We start from the raw sequence: 19,583 nt of genomic DNA on the forward strand, positions 1-19,583 counted from the left end.
AGAAGGATGATAATATGGCGGCATTTCCTATCGACGTTAACGATAGCAATTACATCGATATAGTAAAGAAACTTGTACAGAATGACGATAAAGTATCGAAGGGATCAAACCTGCAAAACATTCCCGCAAGATCGAAAGAAGGTAAGCGAGTACGTGGCGCGTTTAAGCCGAAAGAAGGTTGGTTCTATCTAGCGGCCGATCTATCGCAAATAGAGCCGCGAATCATGGCACATATCATGTGGATAGTGTACGGCGATAACTCGCTGCGATCAATCTTCCTAGAAGGTCGCGACCTATATACGACAATGGCGATGATGGTTTTCAATCTAGAAGAAAAGTACTGCGTCGATAAAGCGTACGATCCTACAGGACGTTTCCAACCTCGCACAATGATGAAAACGGGCGTACTAGCGAAATCATACGATCAGAAAGTCGATAATTTCTGTACGACGATGGGCGTATCTCGTGAAGTGGGCGACATGTTCTATGAGAAATTCGATACGGCGTTTCCATCTTTTATACAAATGGTTCGTGATAAGCGTAAATTCGCGTACGATCACGGCTATAGTGAGACATTGTACGGACGAAAACGCCGATTCCCGTATCTTGCTGAGTACTCGAAACTAGTTCGACGTAATGAGCGCAAACTAATGGATCTGTACATCGAACGTAAGCGAGTACGTAGCCAATATGTGAAATCAAAAGCGAAGCACCTGCAAGAAAGACTCGATGAGCTCGAAGAAAAGATCAAGCCACTGGCGGAAATGCGAAACCTTGTATCGTACTGGGAACGTGCTAGCTTTAACTCAGTAATTCAAGGTACGGGCGCGGACATTCTAAAGATCAATATGATTCGATTATACGAAGAATGCGTTAAGCGCGGTTGGTATCTAAACGCAAGTATTCACGATGAAGTAAAGGTCGAAGTACCTGCGAAGGATCTAACGAAAGAAAACTGCGATCTTATTACGGAGATCATGACGAAATCCGTAGAACTATCTCTACCGCTGAAATCCGATACAGTAATCGAGACTGTATGGGGTGCTGAATACGATCCCGACGACTGGGACTTCAAAACACAACAACCGAAATCTGCATAAGTTAACCGAAAAGGCGATCGACCTGCGTTTATGTACGTGTAAGGCTGATCGCCTTAATTCATTTGAGAGGATTGATGTAAATGTTTAAGAGAAAGTTTAGTTACACACCGCGTACAAAGTTAGGTGAAAAGATTTCCGAAAAGCTAGACGGCAAGACGTACGCGCCATTTAGCGGCATAAAGTGGGACGTGTTCTACGTCGTATCGTTCGCGATCTTCGCATATATATCGGCGTTTGTGAAAGGTAGCGTGGTTTGGTTCGTACTCGATACGATCTTTCTAGTCGCTGCGTCTATTACATTAGGGATCAACATCAAAGGATTGGAGGAAAAGAAATAATGACAACACTATATAACTACGAAAATGTACTAGCGGAAGCACCTGCGAAAGAGGTATTTACGGTATTCGACTTCGAGACGACGGGACTCGATTACAATACGGAACAGGTCGTAGAAGTGGCCGCAATTCGTACGGATCTAAAGCAAGAACTAGGACGCCTACATATGTACGTAAAATTACACGAAGGTAAAAAGCTACCTGACTTCCTGATCGATAACACAGATCTACGTGAGCACATGCTAACAAATGGCGTACACGAATTACAAATGATGATCGTACTTAACGCGTTTATCGGTAATAGCACGTTAGTAGCGCACTACCTGCCGTTCGATTCTGCGTATCTATCGAAGTTCGGTATTAATCACGAACATTTCCTATGCACACGATCAATCGAGCGTTTCTTAAATCCGAATGAAAGCGCAAGTTTAGGTCCTACGGCAAAACGTCGCGGCGTTAAATTAGAGGGCGCACATAGAGCGATGAACGATATCGAAGCTACGATCGGCGTACTGAAATCGCAACTACAGGAGATCGAAGAACGCAAGATCCCGCGCGCTCACATTTCGAATATAATTATCGATAGCGAAGAGCGTCCGAACAAATTCAGCCCTAAGTATGCGAAGGTAAAAACACCGAAGGAAATCGATCTAGTAGGTAAGCGTGTAAAGGTACGAGATAAAAACAATCGATTCCATAACGAAAAAGGGACGATCATCGAAGCGTACTTACAAAACGTAGTCAAAGAAAACAAAGGCATGAAGATCGAAGGTAACGAAGGTGAACGCATTCTAGTAATTCAGCTAGACGAAGGGATAGGACAGGTCGTATTAAACGATAAGTTCGTTAAGTACAACGGGGGTTACAAGGCATGAGAGAATACACAATCAATCGAATTATAAGTGAACGAAACGTAGTTAAACGTACATTCGTTGTGGATAACTTCGGGCTACGTCCCGTTGCGCTGCATGACACGATCATCATTATCGAGATCGGAGCACCAAACTGTACGCAACAAATTACGAAACGATTTCCTACGAAACAATGGCAAGAAATTAAAGAACGCGGCTTCGTAACAGTCGGTTAATATAGATCGGAATAGGGCGGCATATGGTCGCTCTATTTATTTATTTATTTATTTATTTATTTATTGTCGACATGACGTAGGTATCGGTGAAATATGATAGACAAGAAAACAAAACAGCCAATCTACGGGCTTAACCTCGGATGTGATGACTAAGTAGCGGGATTAAAATATAAAATGATGATAAGTTTGTTATATCAATGGAAGTTACAAACGCATTTAACGAAAGAAGACATAAATTACTAGCCGAAGGCGAGAGCGAGCCGAAGTATTACGCAATCTTCGATCTAGGTAACATTTTCCTAGCGGGTGTAGTCGGAGCAAGTGACGAAGACAAGGCGGCAAGATTCTTCGATAACGTGATCGGCTGCGAGACGGAACTAGGAAAGAAGTATGGTTGTACTGCGGTAGAAATTACGGACGATAAAGCCGTAGAAATGATTGGATCAGGTGCAACATATTATGACGCATTCACATTCGAAAAGGTGGCAAAATAACATGATGAAATTTTACGGAATTAAAGACTTTAATATCAAGAAAGGTAGCGAGATCGTGGCGGTAATACAGACGAAGTCGCACGTAGATGCACGTTGGTTCTACGTTAATAAACTGAAAGACGGCGAAACGTTTATCGTAGATATCTCTTCGCATGAATTGGACGGAATGCAAGCGACGAAACTGCATAGCGGCGTAGAGTTTCATACGTTCGAAGGTGTAAACGAATATCTGAACATCGCATAGGGCGACATAGTGTCGCTCTTTTTTGTGCGCAAAAATAAACTTGACATATCGCCTAGTGTATGTGTCGGACTGCGTTTATGTACTTGTAAGGCACGAACGATCCATGACAACTATATAGGAGGCGATAAGGTGGAATTATTTACACCCGTAGACGTTTTAGGGACGGCGAAAAAGAAAGGCGCACCTAAGGCGAAGAAAGATATCTCAGAACTACCGAAGCGTGGCGGTGATAGCGAAGTCGCAAATCGATTCATCGAAATGCTCGATAAGTGGCACGGCCATAAAGAGGTTTGGGACGACGAGCTAGACGCACAGATCCATTATTGGGAATACGAAATTCGTACGACTAACAAGAAGCGCTTACCGTGGGGTAAGAAGGGCACGAAGTACTTTACGCCATCGAGTACGAATAGCGATAGCCGCGAATTGTACATGAAACATTCGGGCGCTGCTCGCGATCAACACACTGGGCGACCGCATCAGGGACGTTGGACTCGAATGGGTACGGCCTTCGGCGATATGGTCCAACGCGATCTATTATTCATCGAGAAACACTGGAAACGTGAATTCGGTGAAGATCCGCCGTTCGTTCCGTACTATGTCGAAGTCAACGGCAAGCGTTACCCTGCGTGGGAAAAATTTAGCCAAACGATCGAGCACGTAGAGCATAACGGACAAATTGTATCGATCTTAGGTCAATGTGACGGCATCTTAGTAGATACGAAAACAGGCGAACTAGTATTGCTCGAAGTTAAGTCGAAGCAAACGACGTCTGCGCAAACTGGATTCTACTCTATGAAGGAAGTCGGCGAGGATCATAAAATGCAATCGATCACGTACTCAATGCTATTCAAAAACATGCACATCAGCCGAGGTATCGTCCTGTACGGCAACCTATCGAAAAAGGCTTGGATCATGAGCGAAGAGGACTACGTAGCAAACCCCGATATCAGGGCTTTCGAAATCAAATTCGATCGTGAGACACAAACGCAAATTCTCGATAAGTTCAAGCATGTGCTAGATTGCGTAGAGAATAACAAGCCGCCGAAGTTCGATATTACAAAATTTACGTTCAACTCATATAAAGAGGCGACTGTATCTTCGCTAACGGCCGAAGAATACGCGGAAATAGGCGAGCAAGTCAAACGTATTTCAAGATCCCGTATGCCGCAATGGAAGAAAAATAGCGTGTTAGAGGCATGGCGCTATATCGAGGGAAATTGGAAAGGTGACGACGCGCAATGCGACGCCGATTTTTAGGACTCGATCTTTCTTTAGCGAGCGCGGGCGTGGCGATCATCGATCTAGAAGGCGGGAAGCTAGATCTTGTTCACAAATTCCGAATTAAAACGAATCCGAGGCAACGACACGGCCAACGACTACACGTAATCGCAACGGAATTAAAAAAGGCATCAATAGAATTCGCGCCATTCGATACGATTATTCGTGAAAAAGGGTTTAGTAGATTCGCGCAAACTACGCAAGCACTATTTAAAGTCGTTGGGATCAGCGACCTTGTACTTCGCGATTATGCGATCGAAGAAATTTCACCTACTACTATCAAACGCGTAATGACGGGCGACGGCAAGGCGGATAAGGCTGAGGTAGAGAAGTCCGTACGTCGCTATCTAAATTTAAGCGATGATTTTATCTTTATATCTGACGATGAATCGGACGCCTGCGCGGTAGTTCTGACGCATCTAGTAGAGAAAAAGATCATCGAGAAGAGGGGTTTCTAATATGAACAAGGGGGAAAAGAATGTGATAGTATGCGACGGAATCGTAGGCGTTGGTAAGACGACGCTAGCGAAATTAATAGAGAAAGAACTAGGCATCAAACTATACGAAGAAATCGGAAGTCGGGACACTCTAAACCTGCTCGATCGTTTCTACGCAAAGAAAACGCGATGGGCGTTTACGACGCAAATCCACTTCCTTAATACGCGATTCGCACAAATTAAAGAGATCCATCGTACAGGCGGCGGCATCTTAGATCGCTCGATCTTCGGCGATCGTATCTTCGCGGAAATGTTAGCGGAAGATCTCGAAGACGGCGGCGAGGGCATGACGTGGGAAGAATTCCGCACATACGATACGCTACTAGATTCAATGCTAGAACATGCGCAAGCACCTACATTACTAATCTATCTAGATTGTGACGTAGATACGGCCATGAAACGAATTGCGAAGCGTAATCGCGGCCTTGAAAGTGAAGTAGAGCGCGGCTATTGGGATCGCCTTTACACAAAATATACGAAATGGTACGAGAAGTACGATATTTCACCGAAGATCAAAATTAATGTTGCCGAGCTAGAGTACGTCAATAACGAAGAAGACAAAAAGAAAGTCGTACAGATCGTTAAGGACGCACTAATTAAAATCGGGAGGTTGCCCGCATGAACTGCGAAGCTGTAGCCAGAGGTAAAGAGTGCGGAAAGCCTGAGGTATGTAGCGGCGTTGTTCTAACAATGAGCGGCGGCGTTACTGTACACGCCTGCGAAACGCATCATAAAAGAAGCGGATTTTTCGAAGACAAACAAATAGATAATCAGGAGGTAACAGAATGATTAGAGGGATCTTAGGCATTATCGGAATTCTAGCGATCGCATTCTTATTATCAAAGGATCGCAAAAATATTAAATTACAGACGGTAGGCGTTGGGCTGGCAATGTTGATCGGCTTCGCTGCGTTCGTTATGAAATCGGACATCGGGATCGCTGCGTTAGAAGGCGCTAGTAACGGCGTTCAACACTTCATGGATTATTCGAAGGGTGGTATCGAATTCGTATTCGGTGATCTAGCGACAGGGAACTTCGTATTCTTCTTCCATGCGTTAATGGTTATCGTGTTTATTAGTTCGCTAGTATCGTTACTATACTACTTCGGGATCATGCAACGAATCGTTAACTTCTTCGGCACAATCATTTCGAAATTAATGGGTGTATCAAAGCTAGAGGGCGTTAATGCGATCGGCTGCGTAGCGTTAGGCGCATCAGAAGCGCCGATCTTAATTAAGCCGTATCTTACGAAGCTAAACAAAACTGAGTTATTCACGATCATGACGTCGGCGCTAGCGTCGGTGGCGGGTTCTATCCTAGTCGGATACGCTGCGCTAGGCATTCCGTTAAACTACTTACTTACGGCTGCGGTTATGGCGATTCCTGCGGCATTACTAATCGCGAAGATTATTATGCCAACTACGGAAGAGTCGCAAATCAAAGACGTAAATCTAGTTAAAGATGAAGAATCTGCGAACATGTTCGACGCAATGGCGAAGGGTGCGCAAGAGGGTATTCAAATCGTAGTTTCCGTAGCTGCTATGTTAATGGCGTTTATCGCAATCGTAGCATTCGCTAACGGTATTCTAGGCGGAATCGGTTCGCTATTCGGCATTGAAGGATTAACGATCGAGTTAATTCTAGGTTACTTATTCGCGCCGTTGGCGTGGCTTATCGGCGTGCCTAGTGGCGAAATTATGCAAGCCGCATCATTCATCGGCCAAAAGACGGTACTTAATGAATTCGTAGCATTCGGGCATTTAGTTGACGTCACAATGTCACCGAAAGCGATGCTAGTAGTTACATTCGCATTGTGCGGGTTCGCTAACTTCTCAGTAATCGCGATCTTACTAGGGTCAATCGGAGCGTTAGCGCCTTCTATTCGTAAGGACGTAGCGCGACTGGGATTCCTAGCATTGATCGGCGGGCTGCTAGCGAATTTATTAAGCGCTGCGGTTGCGGGTATGATGTTCTAAAAAATAATGAGAGTTAAAAGACGAGGTCTTCGGATCTCGTCCTTTTTGTTGTTTAATGGCGTTTATGTATGTAGGAGGCGATAGTATGAAAAAGGATCTACAAATTAAACCCCGATACGTGTTGGTAATTTATGACACGCCCGAAGAGAGGGACGAGGCTAACAAGCTATACAACGAATACGACGAGGATCTAGTGTTTATTCGTAAAAACGTAAAGCTCGAAGCGATCAGCGTAGGACAATCGATCCACGGCAAGCAATGGCGAGGGCAACGACCAACGAAAGTAATCGATTGTACGGTACGCCGACCTATCAATTTTGAATGGTGGTATCGAGGTGTGAAGCCATATCTCGTGAAAGATTGCAAATTCGATAAAGGAGAGCGATTCGATGTCTAAAGAAAAAACATTCGTAATCAAATTCACGGGCGATGTATCTGCGCGAAGACTAGAAGACGCGCTATATCATGGCATAGAGCGCAACGAGGAAGTGTGGGAAAAGTTTAGTATTGAAGAGGTGGCCGAAGATGATTAAGCTAACACATGCGAAAACAGTCGGCGAGCTGATCTAAGTCTTATCGCAATGTAGATTCAGTACACCGATCAATACGTCTTGTAACGAATGTCGTCACGGTTGGTCTGGCGGATCAGTAAGTGTCGAAGATTTCACGGATCAGACATACGGCTATATAGATCTACACATAAACCAATTAGGCTATAAATCGAATTTAACGCGCGATAAGAAGGTATTTAAATGCTATAAAATGGCGCACCTACTAGGACATGATACTTCGGAAATGCCATGCTGCTTTTACGATATGTTAGACGGAAATTTACATGTCGCATATACGAGTTTATGGAAAGAGCTATACGAAAGGTCTACGAGAATATGAACGAAGCTATTCGCGATAATATTACGCAAAGACGTCATCAGATCTTAGTACATTCGTGCATTTACTATCAATACAATACAAATATCATAGACGATCACACCTACGATCGTTGGGCGATGGAGCTAGGGTGACTACATGCGGAATATCCTGCGGAAGCAAAGGCCGCTGATATGGCGAAAGAGTTCGAAGGATTCACGACGGAAACCGCATCGGGATTCGACCTGCCGTACCACGATCCGCGAACGGTAAGTACGGCGGCATGGCTGATCGATTATCATAAAAAGCAAATAAAAAATAGGCGCTCAAATTAATGAGTCGCCTTTTCTTTTTGTCGTAGATTGTGAATGCTATCGCTTTCCGTGTATTCCGTATTCTGTATCGGTACTGTAACCATAATATCAGTGATGTTACAACCCAGTACGCTGCATATACGCACAAGATGTGTAACGTTTAGTAGTAACGCTCTATTCTCACAAATGTCATTTACAGTCGGCTGATTTAATCCGCTTAGTTCGGCTAGAGATCGTTGTGATAAACCTATCTTTTCTAGATATTCACGTAATACGAATCGTATGCCTGTACCTGTATTTGTTCGATGTAGTGGCTCGAAATCCTTGTATTTAGCTTTTTCCCAACGCGGATCGTCTTTCGTGGCGTTGTGGAAATTCACATACTTTAAGTTGTTCATCTATATAACCCCCGATAATATCGATATCCTATTAATATGCACTCATTTTATCACATTTATTCGCATTGTTGCAACGTTTAAAAATTATTATTGACATACATGCGATATCGTTATATGGTTAGCTCAACAAATTAATAATATGTAGTTATCACAATGGAACAGTTGAATTTATTTGAAATCCCAATAAATACTGTAATAGGAGCGCGATTAGAGGTAAATGTGAACATCTTATCACTAATAATTGAAAAGTTAGGGATATCGTAAAGATCATTAGAAGAGATCGAAGCGATCGATTAATTTTTAAATATTACTCAAGTTGCGTAATATTTAAAAATAAGTCTATATGGGGGTTTTGTTATGGTAAAACTTACAACTACATTAGAGATCAACGTATTAGTAGAAATGGCGGCACATGCTCGACTAGTCGCGTCGCAATCCGATAATATGGATCTAGTGATCGCATCAGGTGAATTGGTTAAATCGATCGAGGCAATGATTGATAAGACTTCGTATACGTCTGCGGAATTTCATCAAATGTCTATCGATAGGTATAAGAAATTAGTAGAAGAACAAACGAAGGACGCCGAATAGGGCGTCTTTTTAGTGCTCAATTACTTGATTAGTTACGCAAGTTGTGTAATGATGTTCGTGGATAATTAAATTTGGAGGTTATTATATATGAATTTACAACAAAGCGTACGATCGTCTATCACGGTAATCTTTAGGCTGGCCGCTCTAGTTACTGCGGTTCTCTTCGGCATATTCGCACTAATGAGCTTTTTGTCGACTGATTACGCGGAAGACGGTATTTTTAACGGAATAGTATTTCTAGTATCAGGCGGACTAACTGCCGCAGTGTTTATGTTCATGGCGGTAGTAATCGAATTAAAAGAGGCTACATTAATAGAGCTACGACAACTTAACGAAAAAGAATAGAACGACGACGAACGACGACGAAGGACGCCTATGGGCGTCTTTTTTTGCGTTTATGTACTTGTAAGCAAAACGGAAGGAGGGCGATATATGAGTTCGAAATTATACGCAAAACTGGGAACAATGGCGGCGGGGAAGTCGCTAGAACTTCTAAAGACTGCGGACACCTACGAAAGATCGGGACGTCGTGTATTGATATTTACACCAAATATCGATAACAGGTACGGCAAAGATCGCGTCGTAAGTCGTACAGGACTAGGGCACGAAGCTACGTCGGTACATATCGACGACGCCGAACAAATCTATCGATCAGCGGTATTCGAACGGCCTGACGTAATTCTAATAGATGAATGTCAGTTCTTTACGAAGCGAGTTATCGAAACGTTAGCGGTCGCGATCGTTGACGGCCTTAACATTCCTGTAATCTGCTACGGACTAAAAACGAACTTCAAAGGCGAGTTATTCGAAGGATCTGCGGAACTATTCGCACTAGCGGACGACATTTCCGAAATTAAGGGATTGTGTCAATGCTGCGACCGCAAAGCTACGATGAACTTACGTTTTGTAGACGGGAATCCCGCAAAAGAGGGAGACGAAGTACTGATCGGCGACGAAGAATATCGAAGCGTTTGCCGCAAACATTTCTATAACTGGGAGGAATTTTAATGCAACCACAAACAAACGAAAGGCCAAAAGCGAAGCCGATTCCCTGCGAATTGAGAGTCGCACCAACAAACCCGAAAGGCTTTCACCTGATCGAACTTAAAACAGGTCGTGAGAAGGTTGTAGCATTCGGCAATATCTTTCCGCTCAAAGGATCAAAGAACTTCTTAAATGGTTTGAAAAAAGAGCTAAACATTACGATCGACAATCAGGTCGAGTATTTCCGCGGCGTGCGTAAGGCAATCAAAGAAGGATTGATGTCGTAATGAGGAAAATCAAATTTCTGTTACTGATATTCGGTTTTATGCTGCTATTCGTCGGCATGACGGTATCTATCGATAAGATGCGATCGTCTGACGCGAAGATCGAAGCACTCGAAAATGATCTAGCACGCGAAAAAGTTGCGCACAATAAGGCGAAGGGTGATCGCAAAAAGCTAGAAGACGAGACATTCGATCTATACAAGCGCATTAACAATCTAGAAAATGATCTAGGCCAAGCGCAATGGGATCTAGCGGTCGAAAAAGAGAATCACGAAAAGACGAAACTCGAAGATCGCACCAAATCGGAAACGATCGAACACCTGACGAGCGAGGTCGAACGCTTAAAAAAGTTACGAGCGTCCACCGTTAATAAGTCGAAGAAGGTAGAGATACCGAAGGAAGTTCCGAAAGAAAAGGATCAATCCGAAGAGGCGAAGCCGTCCGAAAATAAGAATGGTGGGCGCAAAATAGATATGAGAGTTACGGCGTACGGCGCTGATTGCAACGGCTGCGAAGGAAAGACGGCAAGCGGAACGGACTACACACAAGGTCGTACGCTCGCATGTCCACCGCAATATAAGTTCGGTACAAAGATCGAAATCCCCGATCTAGACGGTACTTATGTGTGCGAGGATCGCGGCGGCGCAATACAGGGCAATACGTTTGATATGTTTCGCGGATCTAGCGAAGCGGCGACGTCTTCGTTCGGTGTGAAATATGTAACGGGATATCTACGAGAGTGAGGGCTATACGCCTTCGCTCTTTTTTATTTGCCTAAATGCCGATATGACGCTGCTGCTGCGTTTATGTACTTGTAAGGCAAAACAACGAAAAGAGGCGAAGAAATGAAAAAGATGATGGTAGATAGATTATTTGTATGGCTGGGTGCGGGTATGTTTGCGTTAGGCATTCGATACGGCATTAATCAGATCGTGGAAGGTGGTAAGGAATCATGAAAAACACAGTACTAATCGGCATCGCGGGCAAGATGCGAACGGGAAAAGATACGATCGCCCGATTAATGGCGAAGGATCGTCGCGGAGGTTTCCAACGTGGTGCATATGCGGACGAGCTGAAAAAGCAGGTGGATCGCAAGTACGGAAAGCAAGAAGGTGGAAAGCGTCGTGCATTGTTGCAACACGAAGGGCAAGAAGAGCGCAAACATGATGCATTAGTTTGGATCAAACGACTACAACCGAAGATTGACTTCTTACGATCAACAGGCCATAACGTGGTTATCACGGACGTACGACAACAAAATGAAATCGATTCGTTGCGAGAACAGGGCACATATATCATTCGTGTAAACGTAGACGACGAGATCAGAAAGCAACGTATTATCGATGCGGACGACGAGTTCAAAGAAGAAGACTTCTATCATGAAACGGAAACGGCGATCGATAAATTCGAGGTAGATTACGAGATTTACAATAACGACGGCTTAATTCAGCTCGTACAACAACTAGACGCAATCTTGATCGATATTGATAGAAAAGAAAAGCGCCGTATTGCTGCCGATAAGTCATGGCGCGAATTTATGAAGAAGATCAATCAGGATATGAAGACTATTTCACGTAGGGAGGCTATGCGATATGGGCGTATCTAACTTCGATAAACAAGCGGCAACGAAACGATTAGAAGTACGTTTCGAGCTTTGCACGGTAGCGGGCGTCGAGGCGTTACTAGAACAACAACATAACATACGATCTGCTGCGGAATCACGAGGCGATACGGCTGCAATCGATCTACTGGCGGATCTAGAAAACGCAATCTATCAGGCGGAATTAACGGACTTACAAGCACGCTGCATGGATCTTCGATTCGGTAGAGATCTATCAAACATAGAAACTGCGCAAATTATGGGCGTCGATAAGTCTACGACAAGCCGTAATACAAAAGCTGCATTAAAAAAGATCGCCGATGTATATACGGCGTGGGATTACTAGGAGGGCTACATATGGAAAAGCAAATTACTAACATCGAAGAATATAAACTCAATTTCACGAGAATGTTTGTCGGCGACTTTAAAACGGTCTTCGTCGAAGAGGCTCGCAAACTAGTTGATCTAATGCTACCGATTCATGATCGTATGGCTGCGGTGGAATTCTTAACGGATCAATACATTAAACAGGTCGGAAAACCGCCTGCGGACGTACGACTACGCAACGATAAAAATAAAATGATCGGCGTACTTGAATATCTAGCGGATCATATTCTATACGAATCGCTAGAGGGCGATACACGCGTCGATAAAATGACTTTAGAAGAGTACCCAGTAATGACGGACAATCAGGCGAAAAACCGCATCATCAGTCGTGGAGAAATTACGGTAGATGTACAACGCGCATGTAGAACGGTTGGTGCTGACGATATGAACTATCGCAAACCTACACGACGTATTCTGCGCCCGTACGAAGAGGATAGCGTAAATAAGCGTAAAGACGCAAAGTTAGCGAGCGAGAACGAGGCGTACCGCAAGGCGACGCAATCTAGCAAGATCACACGATCAAAGGTAGCTGCGTAATGACACTAGGACAGTTACTCGCGTATTTCAGAAGAAAGCCGCACGTACGAAAAGTTCTTAAAGCTAACTATCTTGATCTAACGAAAGCCGAATACGCTAACTTATGCGACTGGGAAAACATTCGTGTAAATAGTAACCCGATCGATGAAGATTATCGACTCGATGACGGTGTTAATATAGTCGAAGTATATAGTAATACCCAACCATTTAAATTGTGGGTAGAAGTCAGTAATAAGCAAGTAGTTAGAGCCTCTTTAATGTAGGTTCTAACTTTTTATTGAAATCTTCAAGATATCGTATTACTTATTTAATTAAGCAACATGCGAAATAACAAAAGGAGAGCGGTCACTATGAAGAAAGAGCAAGTAAAACAAAGTGTTGGCGCGCTATTACAGGAAAACGACGAGCTTTTAGTATCTGAGATCACAACGAAACTAAATACGCGTTATCACGGCGGCTCAATCGAATTGACCGCACCGATGCAAGAAGCTGCGGCACAACCTGACGTTATCTTCGTTCCGATGCCGTACGACTTATTCTACAAATTGAAACCGTGGAAACGATATACGCCTAGAGCGATCAAAAGACGTGCGGTTCGTAAAATATTCTATTAAATCGAAAGTGGTCGATCATATGTTAAAGAAAATCACGAAATTGACAACTGCTGCAATCATTGTCCTAACGATCGGAGGTTGCGCAAATACGGACGTATATGACGGCAATTTTACGAAAGAACAATATACAGTATCCGCATTAAATCATACAGATTCCGAAATCTGGGCGGAAAACGAAAACGGCGACGTAGTGTTATATGAAGACGACATCTTCGAGGTCGTTCGTACATTAGAGGTAGGCGATAAGATCGAAGTTACATTCTGCGACGGACACGACGAAATTACTAACGTGAGATTAATCGAAGGAGGTAACGTAAAATGATCGAAAAGTACATGAAATTGCTAGAGCGTGTATATGATCTATTTGAAAATCGTAAATGTACCGCTGCATGGTTCGATGATATTGCGAATCACATACATAATGAATTATGGAAGATCGAGACAAGGGACGCCGCGTAGGGCGTCTTTTTTGCGTTTATGTACATGTAAGCACAAACGATAAGGAGGCGGATATATGAGTAAAATCTATATCGCGGTAAGCAAAGAGACAGGGCAATTATTGACGGGCGCAAAAGGACAAGCGGCATTTTTAAATCGTAGTTTCTTAGGTCGTTCGATGGGACAAATGAGCAATCGGAAAGGCACGTACGACGTAATCGAACTAGATTCGCAAGAATTGATCCGAACGGCGCTTAATGAACAAGAATTTAAGATCGTAGTAAGACATACAGAAGGCGGAATGTGTAGCGGATCACATGTAGAAATGGAAATGCCGAAAGGGATCTGCGACATTAGTATCGGCGATCTACACGAATATCCCGAAGACGCAAATCTAGAGCGTGATCTAGACTTCGTTTTAGATATTCCCGACATGATGGAAGCTGCGTATAAAGCTGGCTTACGTGGTGATAAATTCGTCGTAACCTATGAAGAAGAAGAAGGCGAAGAAGAATAATGCCAAATGTAAAGAAACGACTGATACGAGGATCTGCGGTATTGGCCACAATGGCCGCGATCCTTATGTATGTATTAATTACACAATAAAAGGGACGCCGAATAGGGCGTCTTTTTAATAGGAGGGCGTTATATATGTTCAAAACAGGCGACAAGGCAATATTAAAGATCTCATTCGAAATGGTAGAGCGCGGCGGTGACTATACATTCGACGATCACGAAGATGTAGAACGACACGTACGCGGCGATATGGTCGAGATCCTGCGAGTGATCGATAATAAGACGGACAAGCGCAAGCACGATAAACTGGCGGTTATTTATAACCCGAAAACATTCGCATCGACTACGGTAGCAATTAACCACCTAGAGCAGATCAAAGGCGAAATCAATATAAATGTACCTGTAAAGATAGAAGTAGATGCGAAGAAAATCGCGGACGCACTAACGAACATGAACGAAGCAATTAAAAAGGGCGTAAAGGTAAATGCAGGCGATCCGAAGAAAATCGAATAAGGTACCGTTAGGATCGTGCGATATGAAGGCGACTGGCGTAAGGACTTATTTAAAGATACATCGATACACGTTGGCGGAATGCTGCGACCAAATAACAAAATAACATTCTAAGAGGTGGGCGAAAATGGGGAAATTACAAACGAAAATATCGAAAGTCGAATATATACTGCGAAAATATCCTGCTACGAGGATCAACGATAGACTACTTATTCTTATGTACTGGAAGCACTTCGATAACATTACGACGATCGACGATTGCGCTACGGCGACGCCTTCGGAAACGATCACGAGATTAAAGCGTAAGATCAACGAAGAAGGGCGATACGTGGTATCGGATCAGGAACGTAATGAGATCTTAAAAGCTGAATTCGAAAAGGCTGCGGAATTTAAAGAGAAACTACGAAATAACGAATACGACGACGGCATGATCGCAATACAACCGCCTAGCGTACGAAAAAGTGTGTTCGTAAAACACCTAAAAAGCGATATGAGAGCGATCGCGGATCTACAATATGTAGGCGGTGTATATGTATTCTATGATAAGTTCAGCAATCCGTTATATGTCGGCATATCAAACGACTTATTAAAACGGACAGGACAACATATAAATCATGCGAGTTCTAACGAACGATTACGTGAGTTAATCGCAAATGGTACGGCACATCGTATCGACTATATGTACGTTAACAAGATTAGTCATAGAGAGATTTACGAGACATACTTAATTAAGGCATTGCGCCCTTTCTGTAACTTCGGAAAGACTGGGCTGCGCCGTAATGGTAACGAAGACATACAAAGCGAATACATGACTTATTATAGGAGCGCTTAACGGCGCTCTTTTTCTTTTTGACCTGCTGCGGCTGCGTTTATGTACATGTAAGCAAAAATACAATTGAAATGAGGCGTTATATATGGGATTAGACGTACAGGTAAAACAATTTATACCTACGGTTGGCGACATCGTATCGATTAAATGGCGTGGGGATTCGAAGTCGAGCGGTTATATACTATCGGATCAGTCGAGTATCGGCGAAGCACGTACGTTCAAACTACTGAATTTAACAGGCGAATCAATCGCATTCGAGGTATTTCCGAAAGATAAATATAAACTATCGTTAACACCGATCGGAGGCGCTAAATAATGAAAGTAAAAGTAAATAGTAAAGAGAGAACGAGAACTATACGAGGCGGTAACATTGTATCGCTGCGACATACGGGATCAATACGATCTAGCTACTATATCGTATGTAACGATAACTACTTAATTAATATGGGAACTGGTAGTTTCCGCTATAGAAACGACAAACCTGCGTCGTTAGTCGAGATATACGATCGTGACGATTACGAGTTAAACCTAGTAGAGAAGGGCGGTAACTAATAATGATTAAAGGACAACCGAAAATCAGCGATAGGGTAGTAATTAGATGGAGCGCCCCCCTGCTTATAGAGTGAGAGGGCGCAATGATTTAGATATCTGCAAGATTGTAACGGACGGTAAGCGACTATACATCGAAGGACATAGCGCATATACGGGCGTAAGTATGGACTCATTCAAACGTAAGCATTGTAGAACAGTGGGCGCATTATTTACGGCACTAGGGCAATACGTACACATGGGCGTCATTAAGTCGTTTCATGTGAGACGGAAGGCGTAAATATAAATAAAAAAAGGCGGGGATCTCTTGACAGATCGCCGCCTTTTATGATTCGTGCTATTATTCGCCTTGTTTTTATGCCTTGCGTTCCCTCTTTACCATATCGGTAATTACCGCTGCGGCTACTGATAGGGCGAAGATTACGCCGAATGATGATACGTATAGGTTTCCGAACGCTTTCGCTACGCACATAAAGACGAATGCGAATACAATTAGGAACGTTACATTTCGATTCTTTTTCATAGTATATTCGTGAATCTTTCGTGTTATAATTAAGTAATAGATAGAGCGTGCTGTCACACGCCCTACGCTATTTTACTTTCTTGAGAATCGACTAGCGATTTTGAATCTACGCTTTTTCTTACTATCTTTGTTTATGTACTCAAATTCCCATTTGATTGCGATAAACGGTAGTAAGTATTTAGCGATATCAAATCCGTATGTCGATATGAAGTGTAACACGATATCCACTTCGTAACCTCCTTTCGAAAGTATTGTACTCTCTCAAGCACATATTCATTATAACGTTGATATGACGAACATTTCAATAATATTTTTAAATTGCAAGAAACGGCGTGATTGATACTATTATTATAAGCCGATTTAATCATATTTATTCGCTATATATATACGTATAAGTGTGCGGTATATGTTCGATAAACAATCGACAAATGTACGATATCACCGCCGTTTCATTTGTGCTTACATTATATTAACGTATGTACGTACAATAGAAGACATGCTTTATATGTAATTTTTCGATAAATGTATCGCTAAATATAACGACAAATGTAGCGTTAATTAATACATAACTACTTCGATCGAATGGCGATAGATACACGTCAATGTAAACTATTTAAATGTGCGGTAGATATACGTTACCAACACGCATAATGTACGTTAAATAGAGCGGTATATAACAAGGCGTATATAGGTCGGTAGTAATAGGCGGTATGTGTACGTACGTTTACGTATAATAGATATCTCATACGAATAATAATGTACGTTGTGTGTACTGCATATGTCGATAGTGCATACAGTTATATAGTGATAGGTGTACGGTGCACTACGGTACGACATGATATAGTATGGCGGTATATGTGCGCATAGATATATTAGTAGTGTGTGCGTTGTGTTATCGAATGTTTATCGAAAAGTATTTGCGATTGAATTCATCAACAAACTTCGCTGAGAAAGAAGAACTTCAAAATTCAGGGGGTTGAAAAGAAGAGTCGAAAGTTTTATTCATTCTTTTATGCATTCGATTGAAAATTCTTGCGTTAAAAGAATGGCATTAAATCAACGTTTCTTTTTGTGCATAAAACTTTTATCGAATTAAATTGATTGTGAAAGTCTTTCGAATGCTTTTAAATCAACGTTTAAAAGAGAAGTTTGAAAGTAACAGAATGTCATTCTGTTGTATTCGTTATTCATCTAAATGAATTTGATATTCACCGACGAGCCAACCCAAATCGAAAATTTCCGAATCCCCCCAAGCCGCCGCCGTCCCCCCTCGCAGCAGTGGTATTCAAAAAGCGCGCATCATTTTTAACTCAGGGCGTTGATCCTAGCGCAGCACCTTCCGATCTCATACACACAACCTACTTCAATATAATTTGCCAAATCCTATCGAATCCCAACGATCCCGACGGCTTCCTACCGAAAATCCTCTTTTTATGATCCTATCGACTTCCTAACGATCAAATACGCATATCTATCGTTTATAATTACGCAACTAGCTAAATTAGCGATATTAACTACATTTCGAGACCTATCGTATTCCTAGTGCATAAAACGTCATACAAGCGAATATGAGGCATTTAAGAGATATATCGTATTTTCTAGCGCATTCTTTTCTATCGTAATTAACGCATAATCTATCGGCCATTATCTTTTATTACTTAATATACGCAGTCTAGTCGGCCTTTCTTGCATCATTTATGTACTTGCTGCGTAATCCCTGAGAGTAATTTATTACGATCAGATATATTTATATACTAGCTATCGTTTATTAATAGTTCTAGTTAGTGTGACGTCTAGCCATGTTACACCAACGTCACATGGATTATTATTCAAATAATACAATATACATAAAAGCCCGAGATTGCTGCGTAAATAGAATAGTTTACACGATGTATACAATTAATTCGTAGCTAGTCGTACCTATATTATGAAGAGATAAACGCAAATAAAGCGCCGCCCGTCGTGGGTAGCGCTTTTTCTATTACAACGATAGTGAAACCGTGTTATACACTTCGTCGATTGTATCTTGCGTGATTCCAATATAATGTAGCGTAATTTTTTCGCTCGAATGATTGAAAATGCGTTGCAATGTCGCAATATCGACGCCGCCTTTATATGCGTGGTAACCGAATGTTTTACGTAGTGTATGCGTACCGATCTCGCTTAATCCTGCGCGATCCGCAGCATCGTTAAGAATTCGATAAGCCTGTACGCGTCCGATCGGCTTCGATCCCTTGCGTGAAGGAAACAGGTATTCTTCGCTATATTCCTTAATTCCTGCATCTTTGATCTCTTTTTTAACTGCGTCGCTGATCGTCAATTTGCGGCGTTTTTTCGTTTTGGCCTCGATCAATTCGATATGAGACTTAAAACGGCCGCTAGGCGTATAAATGTCCGACGCTTTTAACGAAAGCAGATCCGAGATTCGCAGACCTAAATTAATTCCTAAAACGAAAAGCAATTTATTACGACCGTGTAGGGCGCGTTTCATTTTGTTGATATTGCGTTTATTTCTGATTGGTTGTACTTCTTTCATATTTGTTGACCCCCTGAATGTATCGTGTTCCGTGTTTTTGTTACATTCATTATTTCATGATACCGCGAGGGTGTCAACGGATTTTTAAATAA

At 42.5% G+C, this 19,583-nt stretch carries 34 protein-coding genes; 30 read left to right on the forward strand and 4 right to left on the reverse strand.

Annotated features, from left to right (window positions below; all coding sequences use genetic code 11):
• Nucleotides 1-14: 14 nt before the first annotated feature.
• The 13 genes from ACQGSG_RS05905 to ACQGSG_RS05965 all read left to right on the forward strand — a co-directional run bounded on the left by ACQGSG_RS05905 (nt 15) and on the right by ACQGSG_RS05965 (nt 8,036).
• Nucleotides 15-1,100 carry a DNA polymerase gene (locus tag ACQGSG_RS05905; RefSeq protein WP_098605644.1) on the forward strand — a complete coding sequence of 362 codons (1,086 nt, stop codon included), beginning with the start codon at nt 15-17 and terminating at the stop codon, nt 1,098-1,100.
• 253 nt (nt 1,101-1,353) lie between these two features.
• Nucleotides 1,354-2,310 (forward strand): 3'-5' exonuclease, encoded by a 957-nt coding sequence (locus ACQGSG_RS05910; protein WP_226800213.1) that lies wholly within the window; start codon nt 1,354-1,356, stop codon nt 2,308-2,310.
• A complete protein-coding gene (locus tag ACQGSG_RS05915) occupies nt 2,307-2,522 on the forward strand; it encodes a hypothetical protein (RefSeq protein WP_098605643.1) in 216 nt (71 codons plus the stop codon). Before ACQGSG_RS05910 ends, ACQGSG_RS05915 begins: the two co-directional genes overlap by 4 nt.
• Nucleotides 2,523-2,719: 197 nt before the next feature.
• Complete coding sequence (locus ACQGSG_RS05920) at nt 2,720-3,016, forward strand: hypothetical protein (protein WP_098605642.1); 297 nt, start codon at nt 2,720-2,722, stop codon at nt 3,014-3,016.
• A gap of 55 nt (nt 3,017-3,071) precedes the next feature.
• Nucleotides 3,072-3,260 carry a hypothetical protein gene (locus ACQGSG_RS05925; RefSeq protein WP_142340690.1) on the forward strand — a complete coding sequence of 63 codons (189 nt, stop codon included), beginning with the start codon at nt 3,072-3,074 and terminating at the stop codon, nt 3,258-3,260.
• 129 nt (nt 3,261-3,389) lie between these two features.
• Nucleotides 3,390-4,520: a hypothetical protein gene (locus tag ACQGSG_RS05930; RefSeq protein ID WP_061655108.1), complete on the forward strand. Its 1,131-nt coding sequence runs from the start codon at nt 3,390-3,392 to the stop codon at nt 4,518-4,520.
• On the forward strand, nt 4,502-4,999 hold the full coding sequence (locus tag ACQGSG_RS05935) for a crossover junction endodeoxyribonuclease RuvC (RefSeq protein ID WP_098605639.1): 498 nt from the start codon (nt 4,502-4,504) through the stop codon (nt 4,997-4,999). Before ACQGSG_RS05930 ends, ACQGSG_RS05935 begins: the two co-directional genes overlap by 19 nt.
• 1 nt (nt 5,000) lies before the next feature.
• On the forward strand, nt 5,001-5,660 hold the full coding sequence (locus ACQGSG_RS05940; RefSeq protein ID WP_098605638.1) for a deoxynucleoside kinase: 660 nt from the start codon (nt 5,001-5,003) through the stop codon (nt 5,658-5,660).
• Nucleotides 5,657-5,827 carry a hypothetical protein gene (locus tag ACQGSG_RS05945; protein WP_170950863.1) on the forward strand — a complete coding sequence of 57 codons (171 nt, stop codon included), beginning with the start codon at nt 5,657-5,659 and terminating at the stop codon, nt 5,825-5,827. The genes ACQGSG_RS05940 and ACQGSG_RS05945 overlap by 4 nt, the downstream gene beginning before the upstream one ends.
• The gene (locus ACQGSG_RS05950; RefSeq protein WP_061655111.1) at nt 5,824-7,014 is read left to right on the forward strand and encodes a NupC/NupG family nucleoside CNT transporter; all 1,191 of its coding nucleotides are present in this window, start codon (nt 5,824-5,826) and stop codon (nt 7,012-7,014) included. Before ACQGSG_RS05945 ends, ACQGSG_RS05950 begins: the two co-directional genes overlap by 4 nt.
• Before the next feature lie 85 nt (nt 7,015-7,099).
• A complete protein-coding gene (locus ACQGSG_RS05955) occupies nt 7,100-7,411 on the forward strand; it encodes a hypothetical protein (RefSeq protein WP_061655112.1) in 312 nt (103 codons plus the stop codon).
• Nucleotides 7,404-7,547: a hypothetical protein gene (locus tag ACQGSG_RS05960; RefSeq protein WP_170950862.1), complete on the forward strand. Its 144-nt coding sequence runs from the start codon at nt 7,404-7,406 to the stop codon at nt 7,545-7,547. Before ACQGSG_RS05955 ends, ACQGSG_RS05960 begins: the two co-directional genes overlap by 8 nt.
• 354 nt (nt 7,548-7,901) lie before the next feature.
• Complete coding sequence (locus ACQGSG_RS05965) at nt 7,902-8,036, forward strand: DNA ligase LigA-related protein (protein WP_426947092.1); 135 nt, start codon at nt 7,902-7,904, stop codon at nt 8,034-8,036.
• Nucleotides 8,037-8,212: 176 nt separating this feature from the next.
• Here the strand turns inward: ACQGSG_RS05965 and ACQGSG_RS05970 are convergent, their stop codons facing one another.
• Complete coding sequence (locus ACQGSG_RS05970) at nt 8,213-8,593, reverse strand: helix-turn-helix domain-containing protein (protein ID WP_061655113.1); 381 nt, start codon at nt 8,591-8,593, stop codon at nt 8,213-8,215.
• 357 nt (nt 8,594-8,950) lie between these two features.
• Here ACQGSG_RS05970 and ACQGSG_RS05975 point away from each other — a divergent pair, with 357 nt between their 5' ends.
• From ACQGSG_RS05975 to ACQGSG_RS06055, 17 genes are all read left to right on the forward strand, one after another.
• Nucleotides 8,951-9,184: a hypothetical protein gene (locus ACQGSG_RS05975; RefSeq protein ID WP_061655114.1), complete on the forward strand. Its 234-nt coding sequence runs from the start codon at nt 8,951-8,953 to the stop codon at nt 9,182-9,184.
• A gap of 87 nt (nt 9,185-9,271) precedes the next feature.
• Nucleotides 9,272-9,529, forward strand: a complete 258-nt coding sequence (locus tag ACQGSG_RS05980) for a hypothetical protein (protein WP_098605636.1) — start codon at nt 9,272-9,274, stop codon at nt 9,527-9,529.
• 87 nt (nt 9,530-9,616) lie between these two features.
• On the forward strand, nt 9,617-10,192 hold the full coding sequence (locus ACQGSG_RS05985) for a thymidine kinase (protein ID WP_061655116.1): 576 nt from the start codon (nt 9,617-9,619) through the stop codon (nt 10,190-10,192).
• Complete coding sequence (locus tag ACQGSG_RS05990) at nt 10,192-10,455, forward strand: hypothetical protein (protein ID WP_098605635.1); 264 nt, start codon at nt 10,192-10,194, stop codon at nt 10,453-10,455. The genes ACQGSG_RS05985 and ACQGSG_RS05990 overlap by 1 nt, the downstream gene beginning before the upstream one ends.
• Complete coding sequence (locus tag ACQGSG_RS05995) at nt 10,455-11,195, forward strand: 3D domain-containing protein (RefSeq protein WP_098605634.1); 741 nt, start codon at nt 10,455-10,457, stop codon at nt 11,193-11,195. The genes ACQGSG_RS05990 and ACQGSG_RS05995 overlap by 1 nt, the downstream gene beginning before the upstream one ends.
• 209 nt (nt 11,196-11,404) lie before the next feature.
• Nucleotides 11,405-12,058 carry an AAA family ATPase gene (locus ACQGSG_RS06000; RefSeq protein WP_325842837.1) on the forward strand — a complete coding sequence of 218 codons (654 nt, stop codon included), beginning with the start codon at nt 11,405-11,407 and terminating at the stop codon, nt 12,056-12,058.
• Nucleotides 12,045-12,398 carry a sigma factor-like helix-turn-helix DNA-binding protein gene (locus tag ACQGSG_RS06005; RefSeq protein WP_098605633.1) on the forward strand — a complete coding sequence of 118 codons (354 nt, stop codon included), beginning with the start codon at nt 12,045-12,047 and terminating at the stop codon, nt 12,396-12,398. Before ACQGSG_RS06000 ends, ACQGSG_RS06005 begins: the two co-directional genes overlap by 14 nt.
• 11 nt (nt 12,399-12,409) lie before the next feature.
• A complete protein-coding gene (locus tag ACQGSG_RS06010; RefSeq protein WP_098605632.1) occupies nt 12,410-12,976 on the forward strand; it encodes a hypothetical protein in 567 nt (188 codons plus the stop codon).
• The gene (locus tag ACQGSG_RS06015; RefSeq protein WP_098605631.1) at nt 12,976-13,239 is read left to right on the forward strand and encodes a hypothetical protein; all 264 of its coding nucleotides are present in this window, start codon (nt 12,976-12,978) and stop codon (nt 13,237-13,239) included. Before ACQGSG_RS06010 ends, ACQGSG_RS06015 begins: the two co-directional genes overlap by 1 nt.
• A gap of 57 nt (nt 13,240-13,296) precedes the next feature.
• Nucleotides 13,297-13,590 carry a hypothetical protein gene (locus tag ACQGSG_RS06020; protein ID WP_325842840.1) on the forward strand — a complete coding sequence of 98 codons (294 nt, stop codon included), beginning with the start codon at nt 13,297-13,299 and terminating at the stop codon, nt 13,588-13,590.
• A 19-nt stretch (nt 13,591-13,609) separates the two neighbouring features.
• Complete coding sequence (locus tag ACQGSG_RS06025; RefSeq protein WP_098926574.1) at nt 13,610-13,912, forward strand: hypothetical protein; 303 nt, start codon at nt 13,610-13,612, stop codon at nt 13,910-13,912.
• Nucleotides 13,909-14,049 (forward strand): hypothetical protein, encoded by a 141-nt coding sequence (locus ACQGSG_RS06030; protein ID WP_154695881.1) that lies wholly within the window; start codon nt 13,909-13,911, stop codon nt 14,047-14,049. Before ACQGSG_RS06025 ends, ACQGSG_RS06030 begins: the two co-directional genes overlap by 4 nt.
• A gap of 55 nt (nt 14,050-14,104) precedes the next feature.
• Complete coding sequence (locus ACQGSG_RS06035; protein ID WP_325842841.1) at nt 14,105-14,545, forward strand: hypothetical protein; 441 nt, start codon at nt 14,105-14,107, stop codon at nt 14,543-14,545.
• Between the two features lie 134 nt (nt 14,546-14,679).
• Nucleotides 14,680-15,057: a hypothetical protein gene (locus ACQGSG_RS06040; protein ID WP_098605627.1), complete on the forward strand. Its 378-nt coding sequence runs from the start codon at nt 14,680-14,682 to the stop codon at nt 15,055-15,057.
• Nucleotides 15,058-15,181: 124 nt separating this feature from the next.
• Entirely contained in the window at nt 15,182-15,886 is a 705-nt protein-coding gene (locus ACQGSG_RS06045) for a nucleotide excision repair endonuclease (RefSeq protein WP_098605626.1), read from the forward strand.
• 82 nt (nt 15,887-15,968) lie between these two features.
• Nucleotides 15,969-16,199 carry a hypothetical protein gene (locus tag ACQGSG_RS06050; RefSeq protein WP_098605625.1) on the forward strand — a complete coding sequence of 77 codons (231 nt, stop codon included), beginning with the start codon at nt 15,969-15,971 and terminating at the stop codon, nt 16,197-16,199.
• Nucleotides 16,199-16,435: a hypothetical protein gene (locus ACQGSG_RS06055; protein ID WP_098605624.1), complete on the forward strand. Its 237-nt coding sequence runs from the start codon at nt 16,199-16,201 to the stop codon at nt 16,433-16,435. The genes ACQGSG_RS06050 and ACQGSG_RS06055 overlap by 1 nt, the downstream gene beginning before the upstream one ends.
• Nucleotides 16,436-16,787: 352 nt before the next feature.
• On the opposite strand, the gene ACQGSG_RS06060 is transcribed toward ACQGSG_RS06055, so the two are convergent.
• From ACQGSG_RS06060 to ACQGSG_RS06070, 3 genes are all read right to left on the reverse strand, one after another.
• Nucleotides 16,788-16,955: a hypothetical protein gene (locus tag ACQGSG_RS06060; RefSeq protein WP_180227087.1), complete on the reverse strand. Its 168-nt coding sequence runs from the start codon at nt 16,953-16,955 to the stop codon at nt 16,788-16,790.
• Between the two features lie 72 nt (nt 16,956-17,027).
• Nucleotides 17,028-17,183 (reverse strand): hypothetical protein, encoded by a 156-nt coding sequence (locus ACQGSG_RS06065; protein ID WP_180232745.1) that lies wholly within the window; start codon nt 17,181-17,183, stop codon nt 17,028-17,030.
• A 1,753-nt stretch (nt 17,184-18,936) separates the two neighbouring features.
• Nucleotides 18,937-19,491: a tyrosine-type recombinase/integrase gene (locus ACQGSG_RS06070; RefSeq protein WP_098605747.1), complete on the reverse strand. Its 555-nt coding sequence runs from the start codon at nt 19,489-19,491 to the stop codon at nt 18,937-18,939.
• Nucleotides 19,492-19,583: the final 92 nt, after the last annotated feature.

The sequence above is a fragment of the Bacillus sp. GMa5/1 genome (genome assembly GCF_050172015.1).
Taxonomy (GTDB): domain Bacteria; phylum Bacillota; class Bacilli; order Bacillales; family Bacillaceae_G; genus Bacillus_A; species Bacillus_A cereus.

Coding starts and splice junctions, on each gene's coding strand:
- ACQGSG_RS05920 (WP_098605642.1), top strand. CDS start 2,720: ATGGAAGTTACAAACGCATTTAACGAAAGAAGACATAAATTACTAGCC.
- ACQGSG_RS05955 (WP_061655112.1), top strand. CDS start 7,100: ATGAAAAAGGATCTACAAATTAAACCCCGATACGTGTTGGTAATTTAT.
- ACQGSG_RS06045 (WP_098605626.1), top strand. CDS start 15,182: ATGGGGAAATTACAAACGAAAATATCGAAAGTCGAATATATACTGCGA.
- ACQGSG_RS06010 (WP_098605632.1), top strand. CDS start 12,410: ATGGAAAAGCAAATTACTAACATCGAAGAATATAAACTCAATTTCACG.
- ACQGSG_RS06060 (WP_180227087.1), bottom strand. CDS start 16,955: ATGAAAAAGAATCGAAATGTAACGTTCCTAATTGTATTCGCATTCGTC.
- ACQGSG_RS06020 (WP_325842840.1), top strand. CDS start 13,297: ATGCGAAATAACAAAAGGAGAGCGGTCACTATGAAGAAAGAGCAAGTA.
- ACQGSG_RS05905 (WP_098605644.1), top strand. CDS start 15: ATGGCGGCATTTCCTATCGACGTTAACGATAGCAATTACATCGATATA.
- ACQGSG_RS06030 (WP_154695881.1), top strand. CDS start 13,909: ATGATCGAAAAGTACATGAAATTGCTAGAGCGTGTATATGATCTATTT.
- ACQGSG_RS05995 (WP_098605634.1), top strand. CDS start 10,455: ATGAGGAAAATCAAATTTCTGTTACTGATATTCGGTTTTATGCTGCTA.
- ACQGSG_RS05970 (WP_061655113.1), bottom strand. CDS start 8,593: ATGAACAACTTAAAGTATGTGAATTTCCACAACGCCACGAAAGACGAT.
- ACQGSG_RS06070 (WP_098605747.1), bottom strand. CDS start 19,491: ATGAAAGAAGTACAACCAATCAGAAATAAACGCAATATCAACAAAATG.
- ACQGSG_RS05915 (WP_098605643.1), top strand. CDS start 2,307: ATGAGAGAATACACAATCAATCGAATTATAAGTGAACGAAACGTAGTT.
- ACQGSG_RS06000 (WP_325842837.1), top strand. CDS start 11,405: ATGAAAAACACAGTACTAATCGGCATCGCGGGCAAGATGCGAACGGGA.
- ACQGSG_RS05935 (WP_098605639.1), top strand. CDS start 4,502: ATGCGACGCCGATTTTTAGGACTCGATCTTTCTTTAGCGAGCGCGGGC.
- ACQGSG_RS05950 (WP_061655111.1), top strand. CDS start 5,824: ATGATTAGAGGGATCTTAGGCATTATCGGAATTCTAGCGATCGCATTC.
- ACQGSG_RS06025 (WP_098926574.1), top strand. CDS start 13,610: ATGTTAAAGAAAATCACGAAATTGACAACTGCTGCAATCATTGTCCTA.
- ACQGSG_RS06015 (WP_098605631.1), top strand. CDS start 12,976: ATGACACTAGGACAGTTACTCGCGTATTTCAGAAGAAAGCCGCACGTA.
- ACQGSG_RS06005 (WP_098605633.1), top strand. CDS start 12,045: ATGGGCGTATCTAACTTCGATAAACAAGCGGCAACGAAACGATTAGAA.
- ACQGSG_RS05980 (WP_098605636.1), top strand. CDS start 9,272: ATGAATTTACAACAAAGCGTACGATCGTCTATCACGGTAATCTTTAGG.
- ACQGSG_RS05985 (WP_061655116.1), top strand. CDS start 9,617: ATGAGTTCGAAATTATACGCAAAACTGGGAACAATGGCGGCGGGGAAG.
- ACQGSG_RS06040 (WP_098605627.1), top strand. CDS start 14,680: ATGTTCAAAACAGGCGACAAGGCAATATTAAAGATCTCATTCGAAATG.
- ACQGSG_RS06050 (WP_098605625.1), top strand. CDS start 15,969: ATGGGATTAGACGTACAGGTAAAACAATTTATACCTACGGTTGGCGAC.
- ACQGSG_RS05945 (WP_170950863.1), top strand. CDS start 5,657: ATGAACTGCGAAGCTGTAGCCAGAGGTAAAGAGTGCGGAAAGCCTGAG.
- ACQGSG_RS06055 (WP_098605624.1), top strand. CDS start 16,199: ATGAAAGTAAAAGTAAATAGTAAAGAGAGAACGAGAACTATACGAGGC.
- ACQGSG_RS06035 (WP_325842841.1), top strand. CDS start 14,105: ATGAGTAAAATCTATATCGCGGTAAGCAAAGAGACAGGGCAATTATTG.
- ACQGSG_RS05940 (WP_098605638.1), top strand. CDS start 5,001: ATGAACAAGGGGGAAAAGAATGTGATAGTATGCGACGGAATCGTAGGC.
- ACQGSG_RS05975 (WP_061655114.1), top strand. CDS start 8,951: ATGGTAAAACTTACAACTACATTAGAGATCAACGTATTAGTAGAAATG.
- ACQGSG_RS05990 (WP_098605635.1), top strand. CDS start 10,192: ATGCAACCACAAACAAACGAAAGGCCAAAAGCGAAGCCGATTCCCTGC.
- ACQGSG_RS05965 (WP_426947092.1), top strand. CDS start 7,902: ATGAACGAAGCTATTCGCGATAATATTACGCAAAGACGTCATCAGATC.
- ACQGSG_RS05960 (WP_170950862.1), top strand. CDS start 7,404: ATGTCTAAAGAAAAAACATTCGTAATCAAATTCACGGGCGATGTATCT.